The organism is Bacillus sp. AFS037270 (assembly GCF_002585305.1).
Map to the genome: position 1 here is coordinate 111,668 of NZ_NUNF01000014.1, position 18,380 is coordinate 130,047.

Genomic DNA, 18,380 nt, shown 5'->3' on the forward strand with positions numbered 1-18,380 from the left:
ATATAGGGAAATTTGTTGTTATGATGTCGTTCCTTGTCATAAAAATTAATCATTAACTACCCGGATCATACGTGTATATATGGTTTAATTTGATTTAGGAGTGAATAAAATTAGAGGAGTCCTCGAAATTAAGTCAATCCGCAGAGAGACGATTTAATGGAGAGACAAAAGTGTTTTCAGAGCTTCTTGGAACCTTGGGTGTTTACTGGGTTTTTCCAAAATTTTTAATGTGAGGAGAATTTTTATGAACTTAGCATTAAAAAGATCATTACTTAAATGGGCTCTTGTGACGCTAGCTTTCATTCTTATGATAGGATGTTCAAGAAATAGCAGTACAACAGGCGGTAATCAGGATCAGAAAGACACCACTTCCAACAATCCACCCCCATCTTCTTCCACTTCTCATTCATCTGATGCATCAAAATCAATTGTCTATAAAAATACAAAATACGGTTTTAGCTTTAAGCTTCCTGCAAATTGGAGAGGTTATTCCATTATAACTGATCAGTGGGAGGGGGTCGCTAATGATAACGGTAGTATAGTAGATGAAACAGGGCCGATTATATCTATTAGAGATCCTAAATGGACTAAGGAAACCCCACGCCAGGACATCCCCATTATGGTATTTACACTTAACCAGTGGAACTCACTTAAGCAAGGCGTATTTCATGTAGGAGCCGCTCCTGTAGATCCAACTGAATTGGGTCGAAACAATGATTACGTGTTTGCACTTCCTGCACGATACAACTATGCCTTTCTACCGGGATATGAGGATGTGGAAGAAATTTTAGCCAATAATCCTTTACAGACAACCCAACTAAAATAAGAGGATTGGCTAGATTAGGAAAAATATTCATTGTCATTTAAGGATTAATAGATTGAGTTTCTTATGAAGTTGATCTGGAAAAGAAGCATGGGGACGGTTCTCATGCTCCTTGACTGCTAGTCTCCTAAATCATTACGGTTTTATTTGGTTGGGAAGATTTTATATCTATTGGACTACCAGATCTAACTTCGACTCAATCTGGTAAAGCAGACAGAGGATCACCACGATAGGGGATCCTACTTCGCTAATGATTAGTATGATTCGTCCCGCGAGTCTTCACTCCTTTCTATAAAGTGCTGATTCCGAAGCAAAAGAACCGTCCCTGTGTATTCTGGATCCGGTTATTTAACGTATGGCTTGTAATCTACGTCAACCTTATCTTTTTCTTGGTAGGGTGCCAGCATAAAAGCTGCTTTAAAAACGGTATCTCCCTTGTTGATTAAATAGTGGACTTTTTTTGGTTCAACATGAATAAAGTCTCCTTGTTTACATTGGAAAATTTCCTCGTCTATATGAATTTCTAGTTCTCCCTCTAAGATAAAGAAGTTTTCCTCCATCACGTTATGATAATGTGCTGTAAAATCCTGTCCTGGTTGTAACACAACGACACCGAAGTTCATTCTCGGTCCTTTCATAAGGTACTTAGGACCACTATCACCAAATCGGTATTCTAGCTCATTCTCGTTTATAACAGTCATTTTGTTCACTCCTTTGGATGTTTTATAGTCCTGGGGCAATCCACATATGGTTTGTGTATCCTTGATCTGCTAGATCTAGTTGTACCTTGTACACAGCCTCCCACTTTTTATATAACTCTTCATAAATGAAGTGATTCGATTCGTTTGGTTCGAGGGTTTTTTCGAATTTAACCACTTGAGTAATGGCTTCATTAAAACTTTCATAAACGCCTGCTCCAACACCAGCACAAATGGCCGCACCTAGTGCTGTCGATTCCTTTACAAATGGAACTTTTACCTTTATATTCAGAACGTCAGCAACAATTTGGCACCATAGATCACTTTTTGAAGCCCCGCCTCCAAAAACAATCGATTCCGGTGATTTGTTTGTTATTTTGGAAATGATTTCGATATTGCCCTTTGTGACAAACGCGGCATTTTCCATAATGGCCCGGTAAAACGTTGCTTTATTATAGGAGCTATCAAACTTAAAATCTATGAAACTTGGTGCCGCATGTTTCCATGAAAAGTAGTTCATTTTATCGGAAAACGTGCAAATCATTCCATTGCAGCCAGCCGGTACATTTTGGGCTCTTTTCTCCATTTGGGCATAAATGCTTTCCCCGCTTTCTTTCTGAAGAAAGGCTTCAAGCTCACAAAACGTATCCCTGAACCATCTCATGATCAATCCAGGAAAGAAGGCGATGGCCTCATATTGCCAAGTGTTTGGGATGGCATGGCAATTCACTCTTACTTTGCAAAGATCATTGATTTCAACATGATTGGTTGTATATTCATATTGCCAAAAGCTCCCGCCTAAAACAGCTGCATCCCCTTCGTTAATGACCCCCATGCCAATACAGCCTAATTGAGCATCGCCACCCCCTGCCACAACGATCGTTTGAGTGCTTAATCCCGTAAGTGCTGAGAACTCCTTAGTCACATGGCTAATAATGGATCCGCTTTCATTTACAATCGGAAAAATATCACTTCTAAGATCTACCTTCTCAGCAATGCTAGGATCCCAAACTCTTTTCTTAATATCGAAAAGACCAGTGGTGCAGCCATTCGAAGGTTCAACCGAAATCACATCGGTCATACGATATGTAATCCAGTCGTTCAGCATTGTAACGTATTTAACTTTGTTATAGGTTTCAGGGTTATTATTTTTTACCCAAAGGATTCTCGGAATCGCTCCTAATGAAAAGGTCTGTCCAGAAACATGATGAATGTCTGCTTCGATTGTGTCACTTATTTTACAAAGGTGAGCCACTTCATCGTTTGATCTTGAATCCACGTTGGCACAGGCCCATAATTCCTTCCCGTTTTCATCGTATAGGACAATGGCTTCACGCATACTTGTGGTTGAAATAGCCACAATGCTTTCAGGGTTAACCTTACTCTTAGCTAAGATTTCCTTTATTAGATTGATGATAATGTCTATATTTTTCTCGATATCAAAGTCCATGGAGCCTGGATACCGTTTATCTTCATGATGGGTCCATTCTGATTGTGTAACAAATTGTTCATTGCCTAGTGTGTTAAATAAAATGACTCTGACACTGCCGGTTCCGGCATCAATCGCCATTAAGTACTTTTCCATGCTATTCACTCATCCTTTCTATTCCTTTAGGGATTCATGACCAGGAGCATTTCATTCAATTAGACTTTTGGCAACAACCTCATCTGTAATTAATACATCGATATAGCCCCCTTTTAGTGCACCGATAATAGCCTCTCTTTTTTCAACTCCTCCAGCCACGGCAACAACATGGTTCAGTGATTTTAATAAATGGATATCAGTACTAACCAGTTGCTTATGCAAGGGAAGATCTAGAACATGGCCATTTCGATCATAAAATTGGCTTAATAAATCTCCTGCAGCCCCCAATGATTTATAGATTTCCATTTCATGCGTGCTCAAATATCCTTCCTTTACAAGGGTGGCCCGTTCGTTTACTGCTCCAATGCCAATAATGGTGATCGTAGAGTAAGGGATCATTTCAAAGATTTTCTTGATTGGTTTTTCATTAATCAACTGTTTGGCGAGGTGTTCGGTAGATGTTAATAATGGGGCCGGCATAATGTAATGGTTGTAATTGGGATTTGTATAATAATCGGATGATGAATCGATAGCTGTTGGAATGTAGAATTTGACGCCTCCGGATAACGAGACGAAGGTGACTTTATACTTAGTTGAGATATTTAAATGTCCCAAGGTTCCTGAAACGGCTTGCCCATAACCAACATTAATCATCGTGTCGCTGGTAATTCGGTCTTGAATATAGTGGGCGGCGGCTTTTGTCAGACTATTTAACGGATTTTCGTTAGAGGCAGGAACGATATAAATATCTTGTAATTGATATTGTTGCTTGATTTGATTCTGCAAATCGATGTTAACCAATTTTTCCAGATTAATTTTAAATTGGATAATGTTATTGGCTTTCGCGATATCTAGGTATTTAATCACTTTCATTCTAGATAGATTTAAAGACTCTGCTATCTCATTTTGCGTCATTCCTTCAATGTAATATTTCCATGCGATTTTTATGATCAGGCTATTTTCATATGACATGTTCTTCACTCTCTACAGTTTATTTTTGATACAAAAGTTTTATGTTAAAACAATTGTGATACTTTTGCATGACGGTAAAACAAAAGTAAAAGCCAAATCCCACGATCACCCTTCTATATTGTAATAAGCATGTAATGAATATTTTGCCTGGTTCATATAATCTACGAGGGAATCATTCATTAGGTGTTTTGGCTTATTTTTAAAATTTGCCAACATCAGAGATATATAGAAGGTTTACTAGCTAATATATGTTTAATCGTTAATAAAATGTATGAATCCGTAATAGGCTTATTAGTAAGCGGTTACAAAAATAGTGCTAAGGTAGGGGGTTATGATGAAAGCGCCGAGGAACTTAGTGAGATTGGAGAATATCCGGAAGGCCTTTAACCGAAACATAGTTTTGGAGGGGGTTTCATTAGAACTTAATGAGTCAGAAGTAATAGCTATTATCGGCGGTAATGGAGCAGGGAAGAGTACCTTAATGAAAATCCTCACAGGGATCTACAACTCGGATGAAGGGGTTATTGAGATTGCTGGTGAAAAAGCGGATCATCTAAATCCTTCTTCGGCACATGAAAGAGGCATTTATTTAGTGCCGCAGGAACCATTGCTATTCCCAAATATGACGGTTGAACAAAACCTCACGATTGGATTTCGAAAAGATAAAAATGAAGTGAGAGAAGAATCTGCAAAGCTAATTAAAGAGTTAGGCTGGAATCTTGATTTGAATCGGTTAGCTGTTACATTGAGTATCGCTGAACAACAACAGCTTGAGATCATAAAGGGGCTTTTAAGAAAGTCAAAAGTGTTAATTCTGGATGAACCAACCTCTACGTTAACGTTTTCAGAAACAGAGTCATTATTCAAAGTGATTAAACAGTTGAAAAATGCTGGGGTTGGAATCATCTATATTACCCACCGTCTTGACGAAGTTTTTCAGATTTCCACCCATGCCGTCATATTACGGGACGGAAAAGTAACACTTAAAGGGAAAATAGAGGAGTTCACGAAAGACATGTTGATTCAAGGGCTGCTTCCAGTTGGAAATGAAAATCACTACGAAAATCAGTTTAAAAGACGAGGGTCCACTCACGAGGGAGAAGAACCAATCCTAAAAGTTGAAAACATAGTTGGCGATGGTTTTAAGAATATTAGTTTTGAAGTTTACAAGGGAGAGGTTGTGGGTCTTGCCGGGCTTGTCGGTGCCGGAAGAACAGAGATTGCGGAAGCGATTTACGGAATTAATCCGATTGAGAGCGGAAAGGTCTATCTTGATGGAAAGGACATTACAAAGTTATCCATAAATGAAACGCTTGACAGCGGGTTGGCTTATATTCCGGAAGATCGCTTTTTAAACGGTATTTTTTCGATCACTTCTGTGAGAAATAATATCACATCGCAAATTATTAAACGACACGGTTTTTTTACCAAGAAAAAATTAGAAGAACAAGTGGCCGATCAGTATATTGATCGATTAAGGATAAAGGTGAATTCCCGGGAGGATGAAATCAAATCACTTTCAGGCGGGAATCAACAGAAGGCTGTGATTGCAAGGGCGTTATCCATGAACCCTAAATTAATCATCATGGATGAACCAACAAGGGGAATTGATGCGGCTGCAAGGGGTGACATTTATTCCATCCTGACAGAATTAAAAAGCCAGGGATTTTCCATTCTGCTCATTTCCTCTGATCTAGAAGAAATCGAAAGAATTAGTGACCGCATCTATGCTGTCTATCAGGGGACCTGCGATGTTTGCCTAAACGTAGACCAAATAAATGCGGTCAATGTGATGAAGGCAGCTTTTGGAACATTTAAAGGAAGTGATAAGACACATGCCTAGGGTTAGAAAAATATTCAAACAACGGGAATTTAGAACTCTCCTATTTTTAGTCCTTCTATTTATTGTTGTGGGTTTTATCAACTCAGACTATTTATCTTTACAAAATATCGATCGATCTTTGAAAAGCAGCTTGCTTTATATTGTTCTTGCCGTCGGGATGACCTTTGTCCTGTTAACCGGGAATTTAGATATTTCAGTAGGCGGAACAATGGGTTTAAGTGCTGCTGTTTGTGGAACGATTCTTCGCGATGGAGGAAATATCCTTCTAGCTGTGATCACTGCCATACTTATTGGGGCTATCATTGGACTCATTAATGGATTTGGAGTGATCAAGTTAAAAATTTCTTCGTTTATCATGACTATAGCGATCCTTTCCATTACAAGAGTGGTTCAAGTTATTTATACGGACGGGAAATGGGTAGAGAATATACCTGCAAACTTCAAAGAGCTTTCGAATGTAGACATCTTTGGAATTAATTTATTATCTTTCATCGTTATTGTGGGGGTCATCTTCGTTCAGTTATATCTATCTAGGAGTAATAAGGGAAGGTATTACAATGCTATTGGTGATAACGCAGACGGTGCCATTTCATTAGGAATTCCTGTGAATAGATATATTGCCTATTCCTTTGTCATTTCTGGTATCTGTGCTTCTTTAGCTGGATTAATCTTTGTTAGTCAAATTGGCTTTGTCTCAACCAACGCTGGAGCAGGAATAGAGTTGACGGTGATCGCAGCCTGCGTTCTTGGGGGTGTGTCATTGATAGGCGGGATTGGAACGGTTGTTGGGGCAGCGTTGGGAGCGATTATTTTAACGTCCATCAACTCTGCTCTGGTTTATATGAAAGTACCAGCCTTTTGGAATGATACGATTTCGGGTTCTCTATTAATCATTATTGTAGTGATTGATGCCTTGCTTGCGTTTCATTCGAATAAAAAGGCAAAGAAACTAAGATTAAATGCAAGGGTTTTGTAAAAGGAGGCGTAGAACTTTTTATGTTAAATAAAATCCCTAAATGGAACCTTACTTTATTCGTCTTGATCATTGCTGAAATGATCGTTTTTGGGATAATTAATCCAAGATTTTGGAATGTCACGATCTTGTTAAATAGCTTTAACGATTTTATTGCGATTGCCATTATTGGCTTTTTTGTCACACTGGTCGTTATTACAGGAGGAATAGACATTTCAGGCGTTTCGATTATTGGGTTAACCTCCGTTGTCACAGGTCTTTTGTCGCAAGTGGTTGGAATTAATATCTGGGGCTCCGTCATTTTTGCCATTTTAATTGGTGGGTTATGCGGCCTTCTTAATGGAGTTCTTATTGCTTATGGAAGAGTTCAAGCGATGGTCATCACCCTTGGCGGCATGCTTTTATATAGCGGGATTGCTATTGTGCTGGTGGGATTTTCTGGTGTAAGTACCTATGAAGGGATTTCGGGCTTTCCTGATAGTTTTAGCAACATTGCAAATGGAGAGGTCATGGGAATCCCTCATGCTGTTATCTTATTTGTTATTATGTTTCTCATTGCTTATATTCTCCTGCACCGCACAAGGTATGGCAGATATATATACTTGACAGGAATTAATCAAAACACAGCTGATTACTCCGGAATCAATACGAAAAGAATCATTGCTAGTTCATACGTCTTGTCAGGGTTAAGTGCTGGTATTGCAGGGGTTGTATTAACTTCCTATTTAGGCAGTGCAAGAGCCGATTATGGTGCTGAGTATCTAATGCCCATTCTAACTGTTGTTGTGTTAGGAGGGACATTAATCACAGGAGGTAAAGGGGGTGTTGTAGGGACAGCGTTAGCCAGCATAATATTAGGATTTATGCAGATAGGATTACAAATGGCTGGGGTCTCTACCCAGTATATAGGATTAGCTACTGGGGTTCTACTTATCGTATCTGTCGCATTCCTGGGCATAAATCCAGAGTTCAGATTTAACATGAAAAGGATCTTAACACAAAAACAACATATTGGGGGTTAGGGACAGTGAGAAAAATAAAGTCTATTAGAATAGTAAGTATTATGGCGATTCTGACATTATTATTAGCTGCCTGCGGATCCAATGAAAGCTCTTCCGGAGACGGGGGTAAAAAGAAAGATCCTAAAGATATTCAGGTGGTTTTCATTCCAAAAATGACAGGGAATGCCTTCTTTGAGTCTGGAAATGATGGGGCACAAGAAATGGCCAAGAAGGTTGGTTTTAAAGTAAAGTACGATGGTGCCCCTGAAGGTACGGTAGCTAATCAAGTACAAATTATTAATAGTGCCGTCAATAGCGGTGCTGATGCGATTGCTATTTCTTCAGTCTCTTCTGACGGTTTGAATCAAGCATTGAAAAAGGCATTAGATGCCGGCGTTAAAGTTGTCACATGGGACTCAGATGTTGATCCTAAATATCGTTCTGTTTATGTAGACCAAGGTACACCAGATATCCTAGGAAAAATGCTTGTTGACATGGCTGCCCAGCAAATGGATAAACCTGATGAGGCTAAGAAAATTGCCTGGTTCTATTCCAGCCCGACAGTTCCAGACCAAAACTCATGGGTTAAAGCTGCAAACCAATATATTAAAGAAAAATATCCAAAATGGGAAGTTGTTACGACTCAATACGGTGATGCAAATGAACAAAAATCATTACAAGTGGGAGAAAGTATTTTAAGTTCTTATCCTGATATTGATGCGGTTATTTGCCCAGACTCAACCGCTCTTCCGGCAATGGCACAAGCGGCTGAAAATAAAGGATTAAAAGCGGATGATGTCATTATTACAGGATTTGCTTCTCCCAATTCAATGAGACAGTTTATTGAAAACGGTACTATTAACAACCATGGTTTATGGGATGTAAAAGATCAAGGTGCCCTTGCCGTATACGTCGCTTATTGGTTAGCACAAGGAAAGGAACTAAAAGTTGGAGACTCTTTGGATGTTCCTGATATGGGTTCCGTTAAAGTAGAGCCGAACACCATCCAAGGCTACGATTATACAGCAGATGATTCAGGAATTATTGTGTTGCCGGAACGGATTGTATTTACGAAAGACAATACGAAAGACTACGATTTTTAAGAGTTAAATAGAGTACTTGTTATAAAGGAGTGAGAGAAATGGCTGATACACAGGGCAACAAAAATGCAAAGGATTTTTCTGAGAGTATCCCGTTCGCGAACAATGGGAATTACCATGTAAAAGGTGCAAACAATTATGATTGGGGAATGAAGGATCGGTTATCGAGAATTTTTAACCCGGACACTGGCAAAACCGTCATGTTAGCGTTTGATCATGGTTATTTCATGGGACCGACTTCAGGGCTAGAAAGATTAGATCTGCTTATTCCTAGATTAGCAAATTTTGCCGATTGTTTAATGGGTACTAGAGGGGCTATTCGAAGCAGTGTCCCGCCGACTTTTAATAAAGCGATAGCCTTACGAGCTTCCTCTGGTTCCAGTGTTCTCCAAGATGACCTGAGTCATGAATCCATGGTCGTTGATATGGAGGATGCTATTAAGATGAATGCAAGTGCGATTGCGATTCAAACCTTTATTGGCTCTAATGGACAGAAGGAAACCATTGAAGAGTTAAACCGAGCTGTTAACCTTGGCTCAAGATATTCCATTCCCACACTAGGTGTCGTAGCCGTTGGTAAACAAATGGAGCGCACCACTAACTTCTTCTTGTTAGCCACAAGAATGCTGGCCGAATTTGGTGCACAAATTGTAAAAACCTATTATTGTGAGGACTTTGAAAAAGTTGCCTCAGCTTGCCCAGTTCCATTGGTCGTTGCAGGCGGGAAGAAACTACCAGAAAAAGATGCCCTCACACTAGCCTACAACTCTATTCAAGGTGGAGCAGCTGGAGTGGATATGGGAAGGAATATATTCCAATCTGAATACCCCGAAGAAATGATTCAAGCAGTTCGTAAGGTTGTTCATGAAGGGTTTACTGATAAAGAGGCTTTTGAGTTTTACCAACATCTCATAAACTAGAATCATAGGGACGGTTCTGGTGCTTTTTTTAGGTAGTATCAACTAACTAATCTTATAATAAAAGTATGTTATTATGTAAAGCTTCTACTTTTGAGTAGGAGCTTTTCCTTTATATATGGTGCCTGTCACCGCTTCCTGATTCTATTAATGAAGTAGCAGTAAATGGTTATGACCCATCATTCTCCAAAAACAACAAAAAAAAAGACGACAAAATATTGTCGCCCCCTAACATTGTCTTTCGATATCTTTTAATTCTTGAAGAAAGTCTTCTCGTACCCAGTAATATGTTTTGGTTTGTTTAAATGCTTTAATACATTCTTTTAACTGTTTATTCTCTTCCATTGAGGTTGCCAATGTTTCTGACGACAAGTTATTAGGAACTCTGTTCAGTAATCTTTTTAAATTTTCATGTGTTACCGGATCCAGTTTAGAAAAAGTAACTTCTAAAGCAATTTCCATGAATGTCTTAAACCTACAGGGGCTTGGAATGACTATACATGTCTGCATGAAATCTCCTCCTTCTAATGCTTTGTTCTAGCATAACAGGAAGTGGACAAGAAGTTTGTTCTTTTATGGTAAAAAACATAAATGATTTTGTCGTATTAGAGCAGTCTCTCTTTGAATCATTCTGAAATTTTTCCAATAAATTAGAATCGGAAACAACATTAGTTTATGCGGCAGCAATACTTTCTGTCATATTAGAGGATGGGTGCCCACCTCTTGAATTAACAGGAATCTGGTTTTTAAAGTAGTTTTCTTCAAACACAATCAAAATATGGCCAATTTTAGGCAGTTAAAGACTACATATTTTTTATGAGAAACAACTGTCCTATTATTTTCAAAGTTTCGACCTGAAGTATTTTCGAGGATTTCAACTACGACCGAGTTCTCTCCTTTAAGAATAATACCTAGAGGGAATGAAATAATAAAAGTAATAAGCAGTAAAAGAGGTTGATTACTTTGTTAAATAAAATAGTATTATGGACTATATTAATTGCTCCATGGTTCACATTATTTTTAGTTGAGAAGGAAAATATAAAACGCTTTATGCCTGCAGCGATGTGTGCATCCTATTTAATGATCATTTATAACGTGGTCGCCAATAATCAAAAACATTGGGTAATTAATGAGACGCTTATTCCGTGGTTAAAACCCTTATTTGTTTCTGGTGTATTTGGTGCTTTTCCAGTAATAACTTTATGGGTTTTTCATTATACTTACGGAAAGTTTTGGAAATATCTTGTTACTAACATTATCATAGATTTCTTATTTGCTGTTTTTCCTATACATTATTTGTTTCAAGAAGTATTAGGAATCTATGAGCTAGTTAACATTACTATATGGGGGCGTTTTATCCTATTTGTCTTTTTTTCTATAGTTATTTATGGTTATTATAAGTGGCAAGAGGATATGTTCCATTCAAAACCTAAAAGAACGTAATACATATTCCGATTTGGGTGACGTTAGTGAAGTAACAGTTATATTTAAGTACCTTGGTTTAATCTATAAAAAAGTACATATCATAATCTTTAAAGGTGATATAATGAAAAACTCATTAATTATTTTATATAGCTTTGCTAATTGTACCTAGTATTTTCAAAAGAAGTCCCTAAACCATCGGACTAAACGTTATTTGGCACCTTTTTAGGTGCCTTTATTATTTGCCCTTAAAATTAGAATAAGTTAGTTTAATGGATAAAGATTTGGCTAAACAGTATTAATATTTAGCCTAATTTTTGGGGCTACTAGAAACAACATGAATATGATGAAATTGGACAATTCTTGTAGAATATTAGGTTTTAAAAACGTGATTTCCTCGGCATTTTTCTTCCATTCATTTTGAGGAAAATCCTTAGATAGCAGTCACTTTACTGGATTTAATTAAACGTTTGATTACTTTTAACATATAGGAAAATTAGTCGAAAAAATGTCGCATCATAGAGATTGATTGTGTTAGCGATATTTGACAATTTATTTAGGATCTATTTCAACAATTTTTTTAAGATTGCATTTGCAAAGAAGCAAAAGGGACGCTTAGGAAGACAGGAAGCAAGAATATTCAATTATTTAAAGTTGGCCGGAAAGGTACGAACCAACTTTCCCTTCTGTCGGTTGCCTTTTACAAAGCCCTTCCCCGTAGAGAAGGGCTAAGGTATTATTTTAAATTTTTTCGTCCTTGTTCATATTTCTTTTCATGCAAATGATCTACATAATCATCTGAAATTTCACCTAAATGAAGTAAATCCTCTCCGTTGTCCACAACATCCAATGATTTAAAATACTGTTGAGGGATCGTAAAGTCAATCAGAAGTTCCCCTGATGTACTATAGATACTGCCGGATAAATTGCCTTTTGGAGGTTCCTCCATTTTTAATAAATCGTTTAACGTTACAGCTTGTCCGTTCACCTTAAAGTTCATTTTAATTTCATACAAGGCAATGGTTTGCTCCAAAATTTGAACCATTTCATTTAGGTCTTCGTCGCTTAATTGACTAGGATCTTCTACATTGAGGAATTTTTCCCAAAGGGTATCGTTTGTTGCAATTTGGTCAAGTTGATCTTTATTTTTTTCTTCTACATCAGCTAAATAGTTGAATAATTTTTCCGCTTCCGCTTCCGTAATGCCAAATTCCCCTAATGCATTTTCGACCTCTGCCATATACTCATCGTTATTTACATAAAATTCAAGGGATGCATCCAAATCCTCTATAAATTTATAGTCATTCACGTTATCACCAAAATGGTCCATCAAATCATCAAATTCTTTCTCGGTCAGGCCATATTTAGTTAATAACTCCTGAAAATTTTGCGAGGTAATGGGAGTTCCCATGACATCTTTAAGTTCTTCCACAGTGTTAAAATCATCTAATGGAATTTCATAGTAGGAAAGGTAGTGGAGTAACTCTTGTTTCGTCCATCCGATCTCCGCTAAATATTGGTTCAATTCGGTTTCTGGTGGAGCAGCATTCGCTGAAGGAACATTTAATAGGAATGGCAGCGTGAGCATGAGCACTAATAAAACCCTAATACGGACCATTGGTACCCTCCTTTAATTTGGTGCATTTATAATTTACCCTGATGAGGAGTACTTAGAAATAGAAACATACGTAATTCTTTTGGAAGCCTCTCCAAGATTACACAGAAATGAGGCAGATGAAAGGAAAGTATCCATTGGACGATATTCTTCCCAAAGTTCATTTTCATAAAAACGAAGGTAATGTGAAATCCTATTCACACTGGAACAAAATGGGGGAGGATTCAATGAGGGACATTCAAGAAAAAGGTCTATTTTGGCGTTGGGGAATAAGGATGTATAGATTACGCTGGGTAGTAACCATTTTTTGGGTATTGTTATTTGTAGTTTCCGCATTCTTTGTTCCAAAACTACCTGATCGACTGAAGGATAGTGGATTAACTGCAAAGGGGAGCGAATCGGACCACGGATTTTCATTAATGAAAAAGGAACTTGGGACATCTCTGTCTACCATTACTGTGGTTTATACAAGTCGTGATATAGACCTAACTAGCGTACAAGCGAAGAAGGACATACTGAAATCATTAGATCAATTGAAAAAACAAAATTATGTTGAAAACATTCATTTCAATGTCACACCTCGTTTAAAAGAGGATAAGGGAATCCAGTCTATTGTTGTTGAACTAAAATTAAAGAATCAAGAGGCGCTCAACCATTTTCGAGAGATAAAGGGTCTGATGGGGAAACCCAAAGGCATGAAGACCTTTGTAGATGGAGAAATTGCTACCATTCATGAAGTACAGCAGGCGACAAAACAAGACATGGCCCATTCAGAAAAGATTGGCCTTCCGATTGCCTTACTTGTTCTATTATTTATTTTTGGGACTGTTTGGGCAGCAATTCTACCTCTGTTAGTTGGTATAATGAGTGTTTCTCTAACACTTGGAATTACTTATCATCTTACTGAATTTTACTCGCTTTCGAATTTTCTCCCAAATATAGTGATGATGCTAGGTCTTGCGATCGGAGTTGATTATGCCCTTTTTCTTGTCAGTCGTTTTCGAGAGGAATTAAAAAGACAGCAATCAGTAGAGGAAGCCGTAGCTATGGCTACACAAACAGCCGGACAATCTGTTTTCTTTTCTGGATTTGCTGTGTTAATAGGTATGTTTGGCATGCTTTTTATAAAACTCCCTATTATTTACTCGCTATGTTTGGGTGGGGTGCTTGTGGTCTTTTCAGCCATGATCCTATCAAGCACGCTTTTGCCTTCTTTATTAGGCATTCTTGGCCATCGTATCAACTCTCTTAAGGTATTTGCACGTACTCAAAAGAGAATGGAAAACTCCATCATATGGGAGAGAATCGCACTTTCTGTCATGAAACGGCCAGCCGTCCTAGCCATCGTGATCAGTACCTTGTTAATATCACTTATGCTCCCTATTGTTCGTATGAAGGTCGGGGTTCCAACGGCGGAAGTATTGCCCCCATCATATGAATCAAGGAGAGGGGCGGAATTGTTAAAAGAAAATTATGACGTACGGAAATCAAACCCGATTTTTATTATTGTGAAGACAAAAGAAAATGTCACAGAAGTATCATCCATTCGAAGTATTAAGAAATATGAGGATAAGATTCACCGATTACCTGGTGTGCTTTCGGTTCAAAGTTTTATCGATGTCCTTGGAAATCGTACACCAGAAGAAACCTTTCAACTTCTTAAGTTAAAGGGAACACATGACCGAATGATAAATGAAAGTTTATTGAGCGGGAATTTTGCATTGCTTACAGTTGTACCACTGTCAAAACCAAATTCGGCAGAAGCTGCCAATCTTGTTCACCAGGTAAGAAATGTATCAGCCGATAACTTGGGAACGTATGTTACTGGGCAAACCGCTTTGCTTGTGGATATGATGGACCGAATAAATTCAGGGTTACCGTTGTTGATGATGTTTATTATCTCCGTGACTTATGTAATATTGTTGTATGCCTTCAGATCGGTGCTAATCCCGCTTAAGGCTGTTATGATGAACGTCTTAAGCCTTGGAGCAAGTCTAGGAATCGTTGTCATTGTGTTTCAGTATGGATGGCTAACGGGTTTTCTAAATATAACCTCCACTGGCTATGTTAGTATCATTATGCCTGTAACGATCTTTTGCATTGTGTTTGGGATTTCGATGGATTATGAAGTTTTTTTAATATCAAGAATTAAGGAAGAATACGATAGGTCAGGTGATAATGAAAAAAGTACCGCTACTGGGCTTCAGAAAACGGGTCGTCTTATCAGTAGTGCTGCATTAATTTTACTAGTTGTTGTGGGTTCGTTCATTTTTACCAATATTGAAATTACAAAAGCACTAGGTGTTGGTTTATTTTGCGCCATATTCATTGATGCTACCTTAATCAGAATTATCGTAGTCCCCGCATTAATGAAACTGCTCGGCCCTGCCAACTGGTGGGCCCCCAGATGGATTGTAGGAAAGTAGGAGCATGGGGACGGTTCTTATGCTTCTTTTTACTGATTACTATTCTCCAGTTTCATTACTGCTTCATTTGGTCGGGCAGATTTGCATCGATTGGACTACCAGATCTAACTTCGACTACTAGTGCCTACCTGCCGTTATCCGCTACAGCAGTCAAAAGAGAGATTTACGAAGCATACGTGGGAAGTGAAGATTATGACCGCTTCGTCATGTTAATACTTTTGGTGGTAATCCAGCTTACAGAGGATTATTTTTACTTTATTGTGAAGTGTTTAAAGGAAAGTATTCTAAACTTGAATTAACTCAATGTTTAATTTCGCTTTACTTTTTGCAATATTTTGATAAGATAGCAAAAAGGTGGTGATATGTATGTCTATAAATGTAATTGAACTCCTTGGTGCACCGTATGAAAGCTTGGTTGATGCACAGGTTGATAAGAGTCCAAGTGAAGTGGTGGTAACCGAAACCGGGGAGACGTTTTATATCGTAGAACGTGAGGTTTATGATACCCAGTTAGTGTCACACGGATATAAAATCGTAGTAGAAGAAGGAGAGTAAACCTCTCCTTTTTTTATGGGTAGCCGTTAATGAAAGCCTTTGAAGATAATAGAAAGTTAAGGGGAGATGCTCGCAGGGAGTCCCCTGATCGAGCAATACTATGCCCAGTAAGAACCCCAGTATTTCATCTCTTTTATTATGGTATGTAGGGATTGTCCTTTTTCAGTAAGTGAATATTCAACTGTTACCGGTACTGTGGCGTGAACAGTCCGAATTAAAACGCCATTGGATTCTAAATGTCTTAGTGTATCGGTTAAGGCCTTTGGACTTACTTTTGAAATAGCTTTTTGTAATTCTCCAAACCGTTTTGTCCCTTCGAATAACTCTCTTAATACGAGAAAAGACCACTTTCCCCCAATCACACTAAGTGCTTTTTCAATGGAACATTCAATCTCTAAGGGTGTCGTTTCCTTTACTTCGCTCATAGACTACCTCTTTCTAATTTATAGAAACTATAAATTTTATAGTAATTACTATAGAGGTTAGTATATCAAAAAAATTTCAGTGGTTGTTGTTTAAATAAAGAAAACGTATACTTTTTTTGTAAACGTTTTTATCGTACATATTGGAAGAGAGGGAGATGAACCAAATGAAATACCGTAAGCTTGGAAAAACAGATTTAAATGTTTCTGTTGTAGGAATCGGTACTTGGCAATATGGCGGCGAGTGGGGAAAAGATTTCACACAAAAAGAAGTCGATGAAATCTTAGACAAGGCAAAGGAAATGGGAATTAATTTGATTGATACAGCCGAATGTTACGGTAATCACCTTTCTGAAAAATTTATCGGCAGTTACTTGAAAAATCAAAAAAGGGAGGATTGGATCGTCGCAACAAAATTCGGCCATCATTTCCACGAATCCTTTACCCGTACAAATCATTGGTCTGCTGGGGAAGTTGTTAAGCAGTTAGACGATTCTTTAAGAGCTCTTCAAACAGACTATGTAGACATATATCAATTTCATTCCGGCGGTGATGACGTATTTCGTAATGAAGAATTATGGACCGTTTTGGACAAGCAGATTGAGGCAGGGAAAATCCGTCATCTAGGAATTTCAATCGGTTCAAACGAGAATATCTACCAAACGGACTTAGCAACAGAAGTAAATTCCAGTGTGATTCAGGTTGTGTATAACCGGTTAGACCGTAAACCAGAGGAACAAGTTTTTCCTTCATGTGAACGGCAAAATCTTGGGGTCCTGGCACGGGTTCCATTAGCAAGCGGTTATTTAAGCGGCAAATATAAGCCAGGTGTAGTATTTGATAAAAATGATGTTCGGAATAACCATTTACAAAGTGAAGTTTTAAAACAGCTTAAACTAGTTGAAGAAATTCAACGAAATGAAGTCCCAGAAGGAGTTAATATGGCTCAATGGGCACTTGCATGGTGTTTAAAGCATCCAGCTGTTACGAGTGTAATCCCAGGATGTAAAAATGTAGAACAAGTTGAATTAAATGCACTGGCTGCAGACTTGGAATTGGTATCAGATAAGCATCCGCAAGCTGTGGAAGTTTAATAGGAAAAAAGCTATTAAATTGGAAGCCTGTTCATCAGTGGAGAAATTATGTAGAGTTATAATTTTTTATAAATGATAAAGGAGGAGAGAGGTATGACAAAAAATTTATTAAGTACTACTACGTTAAATAATGGTGTAAAAATGCCTTGGCTGGGATTCGGTGTTTTCAAAGTACAAGAAGGAGAGGAAGTAGTTAATTCAGTAAAGACTGCCCTTCGAGTCGGGTATAGAAGCATTGATACTGCTGCTATTTATCAAAATGAAGAGGGAGTAGGTAAAGCTATAGCTGAATCGAACGTACCTCGTGAAGAGTTATTTGTTACAACTAAGGTCTGGAACGGCGATCAAGGCTATGAATCTACCTTGGCGGCTTTTGAAACAAGTTTGAACAAATTAGGTTTAGACTATTTAGACCTTTATTTAATTCACTGGCCAGTACCTACTAAGGGATTATATGTTGAGACATGGAAAGCACTTGAGAAGCTTTATAAGGATGGGCGCGTCCGTGCCATTGGAGTAAGTAATTTTAATGTTAACCATCTCGAAGAACTTCTTGCAAACTGTGAAATTAAACCGATGGTCAACCAAGTGGAATACCATCCAGTCTTTAATCAAAAGGAATTACATGATTTTTGTAAAAAGAATGAAATCCAGCTTGAAGCATGGTCCCCTCTTATGCAAGGCAGTCTTCTTAGCGACCCAGTTTTAGTTGAGATTGCAAACAAGTACAATAAGTCTACTGCCCAAGTGATACTACGCTGGGATATCCAAACAGGAGTAGTGACTATTCCAAAATCAATCAAACCGCATCGTATTGCTGAAAATGCGGATATCTTTGATTTTGAACTTACACAAGAAGATTTAAATCAAATAAGCACTCTTAATCAGAATAAGCGTCAATTCGGTGACCCTGAAGTGGTGGGAAGAGATTAAT

At 38.0% G+C, this 18,380-nt stretch carries 18 protein-coding genes and 1 pseudogene; 12 read left to right on the top strand and 7 right to left on the bottom strand.

Annotated features, from left to right (window positions below; translation table 11 throughout):
• The first annotated feature begins 244 nt into the window (after nucleotides 1-244).
• On the top strand, nucleotides 245-826 hold the full coding sequence (locus COD92_RS07210; protein WP_098996046.1) for a hypothetical protein: 582 nt from the start codon (nucleotides 245-247) through the stop codon (nucleotides 824-826).
• 341 nt (nucleotides 827-1,167) lie between these two features.
• Here COD92_RS07210 and COD92_RS07215 read toward each other — a convergent pair whose 3' ends face one another.
• From COD92_RS07215 to COD92_RS07225, 3 genes are read right to left on the bottom strand one after another with little or no spacing between them, the layout of a single operon-like run.
• On the bottom strand, nucleotides 1,168-1,524 hold the full coding sequence (locus tag COD92_RS07215; protein ID WP_098996047.1) for a cupin domain-containing protein: 357 nt from the start codon (nucleotides 1,522-1,524) through the stop codon (nucleotides 1,168-1,170).
• A 22-nt stretch (nucleotides 1,525-1,546) separates the two neighbouring features.
• Nucleotides 1,547-3,106, bottom strand: a complete 1,560-nt coding sequence (gene lsrK, locus COD92_RS07220; RefSeq protein ID WP_098996048.1) for an autoinducer-2 kinase — start codon at nucleotides 3,104-3,106, stop codon at nucleotides 1,547-1,549.
• 51 nt (nucleotides 3,107-3,157) lie between these two features.
• Nucleotides 3,158-4,078 (bottom strand): sugar-binding transcriptional regulator, encoded by a 921-nt coding sequence (locus COD92_RS07225; protein WP_098996049.1) that lies wholly within the window; start codon nucleotides 4,076-4,078, stop codon nucleotides 3,158-3,160.
• Nucleotides 4,079-4,412: 334 nt separating this feature from the next.
• On the opposite strand from COD92_RS07225, the gene COD92_RS07230 reads away from it, so the two are divergent.
• From COD92_RS07230 to lsrF, 5 genes are read left to right on the top strand one after another with little or no spacing between them, the layout of a single operon-like run.
• The gene (locus tag COD92_RS07230) at nucleotides 4,413-5,921 is read left to right on the top strand and encodes a sugar ABC transporter ATP-binding protein (RefSeq protein WP_218014458.1); all 1,509 of its coding nucleotides are present in this window, start codon (nucleotides 4,413-4,415) and stop codon (nucleotides 5,919-5,921) included.
• Complete coding sequence (locus tag COD92_RS07235) at nucleotides 5,914-6,897, top strand: ABC transporter permease (RefSeq protein WP_098996051.1); 984 nt, start codon at nucleotides 5,914-5,916, stop codon at nucleotides 6,895-6,897. The genes COD92_RS07230 and COD92_RS07235 overlap by 8 nt, the downstream gene beginning before the upstream one ends.
• A 20-nt stretch (nucleotides 6,898-6,917) precedes the next feature.
• On the top strand, nucleotides 6,918-7,916 hold the full coding sequence (locus COD92_RS07240) for an ABC transporter permease (protein WP_098996052.1): 999 nt from the start codon (nucleotides 6,918-6,920) through the stop codon (nucleotides 7,914-7,916).
• 14 nt (nucleotides 7,917-7,930) lie between these two features.
• Nucleotides 7,931-8,998 carry an autoinducer 2 ABC transporter substrate-binding protein LsrB gene (gene lsrB, locus COD92_RS07245; protein WP_141561086.1) on the top strand — a complete coding sequence of 356 codons (1,068 nt, stop codon included), beginning with the start codon at nucleotides 7,931-7,933 and terminating at the stop codon, nucleotides 8,996-8,998.
• A 38-nt stretch (nucleotides 8,999-9,036) separates the two neighbouring features.
• Nucleotides 9,037-9,915 (top strand): 3-hydroxy-5-phosphonooxypentane-2,4-dione thiolase, encoded by an 879-nt coding sequence (gene lsrF, locus COD92_RS07250; protein WP_098996053.1) that lies wholly within the window; start codon nucleotides 9,037-9,039, stop codon nucleotides 9,913-9,915.
• Between the two features lie 225 nt (nucleotides 9,916-10,140).
• Here the strand turns inward: lsrF and COD92_RS07255 are convergent, their stop codons facing one another.
• Together COD92_RS07255 and COD92_RS07260 are read right to left on the bottom strand one after the other, a co-directional pair.
• A complete protein-coding gene (locus tag COD92_RS07255) occupies nucleotides 10,141-10,422 on the bottom strand; it encodes a hypothetical protein (RefSeq protein WP_098996054.1) in 282 nt (93 codons plus the stop codon).
• Between the two features lie 261 nt (nucleotides 10,423-10,683).
• On the bottom strand, nucleotides 10,684-10,857 hold the full coding sequence (locus COD92_RS07260) for a DUF2187 family protein (RefSeq protein WP_098996178.1): 174 nt from the start codon (nucleotides 10,855-10,857) through the stop codon (nucleotides 10,684-10,686).
• Nucleotides 10,858-10,875: 18 nt separating this feature from the next.
• Between COD92_RS07260 and COD92_RS07265 the strand changes: the two genes are divergently transcribed.
• Nucleotides 10,876-11,355, top strand: a complete 480-nt coding sequence (locus COD92_RS07265) for a hypothetical protein (protein ID WP_098996055.1) — start codon at nucleotides 10,876-10,878, stop codon at nucleotides 11,353-11,355.
• A gap of 715 nt (nucleotides 11,356-12,070) precedes the next feature.
• On the opposite strand, the gene COD92_RS07270 is transcribed toward COD92_RS07265, so the two are convergent.
• Nucleotides 12,071-12,952 (bottom strand): processed acidic surface protein, encoded by an 882-nt coding sequence (locus COD92_RS07270; RefSeq protein ID WP_098996056.1) that lies wholly within the window; start codon nucleotides 12,950-12,952, stop codon nucleotides 12,071-12,073.
• A 224-nt stretch (nucleotides 12,953-13,176) separates the two neighbouring features.
• On the opposite strand from COD92_RS07270, the gene COD92_RS07275 reads away from it, so the two are divergent.
• The 3 genes and pseudogenes from COD92_RS07275 (at nucleotide 13,177) to COD92_RS07280 (ending at nucleotide 15,930) form a co-directional block, all read left to right on the top strand.
• A complete protein-coding gene (locus COD92_RS07275; protein WP_176550403.1) occupies nucleotides 13,177-15,375 on the top strand; it encodes an MMPL family transporter in 2,199 nt (732 codons plus the stop codon).
• Between the two features lie 116 nt (nucleotides 15,376-15,491).
• Nucleotides 15,492-15,655: pseudogene (locus COD92_RS32695) on the top strand (aspartate aminotransferase family protein); the annotation flags it as partial.
• A gap of 86 nt (nucleotides 15,656-15,741) precedes the next feature.
• Nucleotides 15,742-15,930 carry a hypothetical protein gene (locus COD92_RS07280; RefSeq protein ID WP_098996058.1) on the top strand — a complete coding sequence of 63 codons (189 nt, stop codon included), beginning with the start codon at nucleotides 15,742-15,744 and terminating at the stop codon, nucleotides 15,928-15,930.
• Between the two features lie 98 nt (nucleotides 15,931-16,028).
• On the opposite strand, the gene COD92_RS07285 is transcribed toward COD92_RS07280, so the two are convergent.
• On the bottom strand, nucleotides 16,029-16,355 hold the full coding sequence (locus COD92_RS07285; protein WP_098532587.1) for a winged helix-turn-helix transcriptional regulator: 327 nt from the start codon (nucleotides 16,353-16,355) through the stop codon (nucleotides 16,029-16,031).
• 164 nt (nucleotides 16,356-16,519) lie between these two features.
• On the opposite strand from COD92_RS07285, the gene COD92_RS07290 reads away from it, so the two are divergent.
• Nucleotides 16,520-17,446 (top strand): aldo/keto reductase, encoded by a 927-nt coding sequence (locus COD92_RS07290; RefSeq protein WP_098996059.1) that lies wholly within the window; start codon nucleotides 16,520-16,522, stop codon nucleotides 17,444-17,446.
• A gap of 93 nt (nucleotides 17,447-17,539) precedes the next feature.
• Entirely contained in the window at nucleotides 17,540-18,379 is an 840-nt protein-coding gene (locus COD92_RS07295; protein WP_098996060.1) for an aldo/keto reductase, read from the top strand.
• Nucleotide 18,380: the final 1 nt, after the last annotated feature.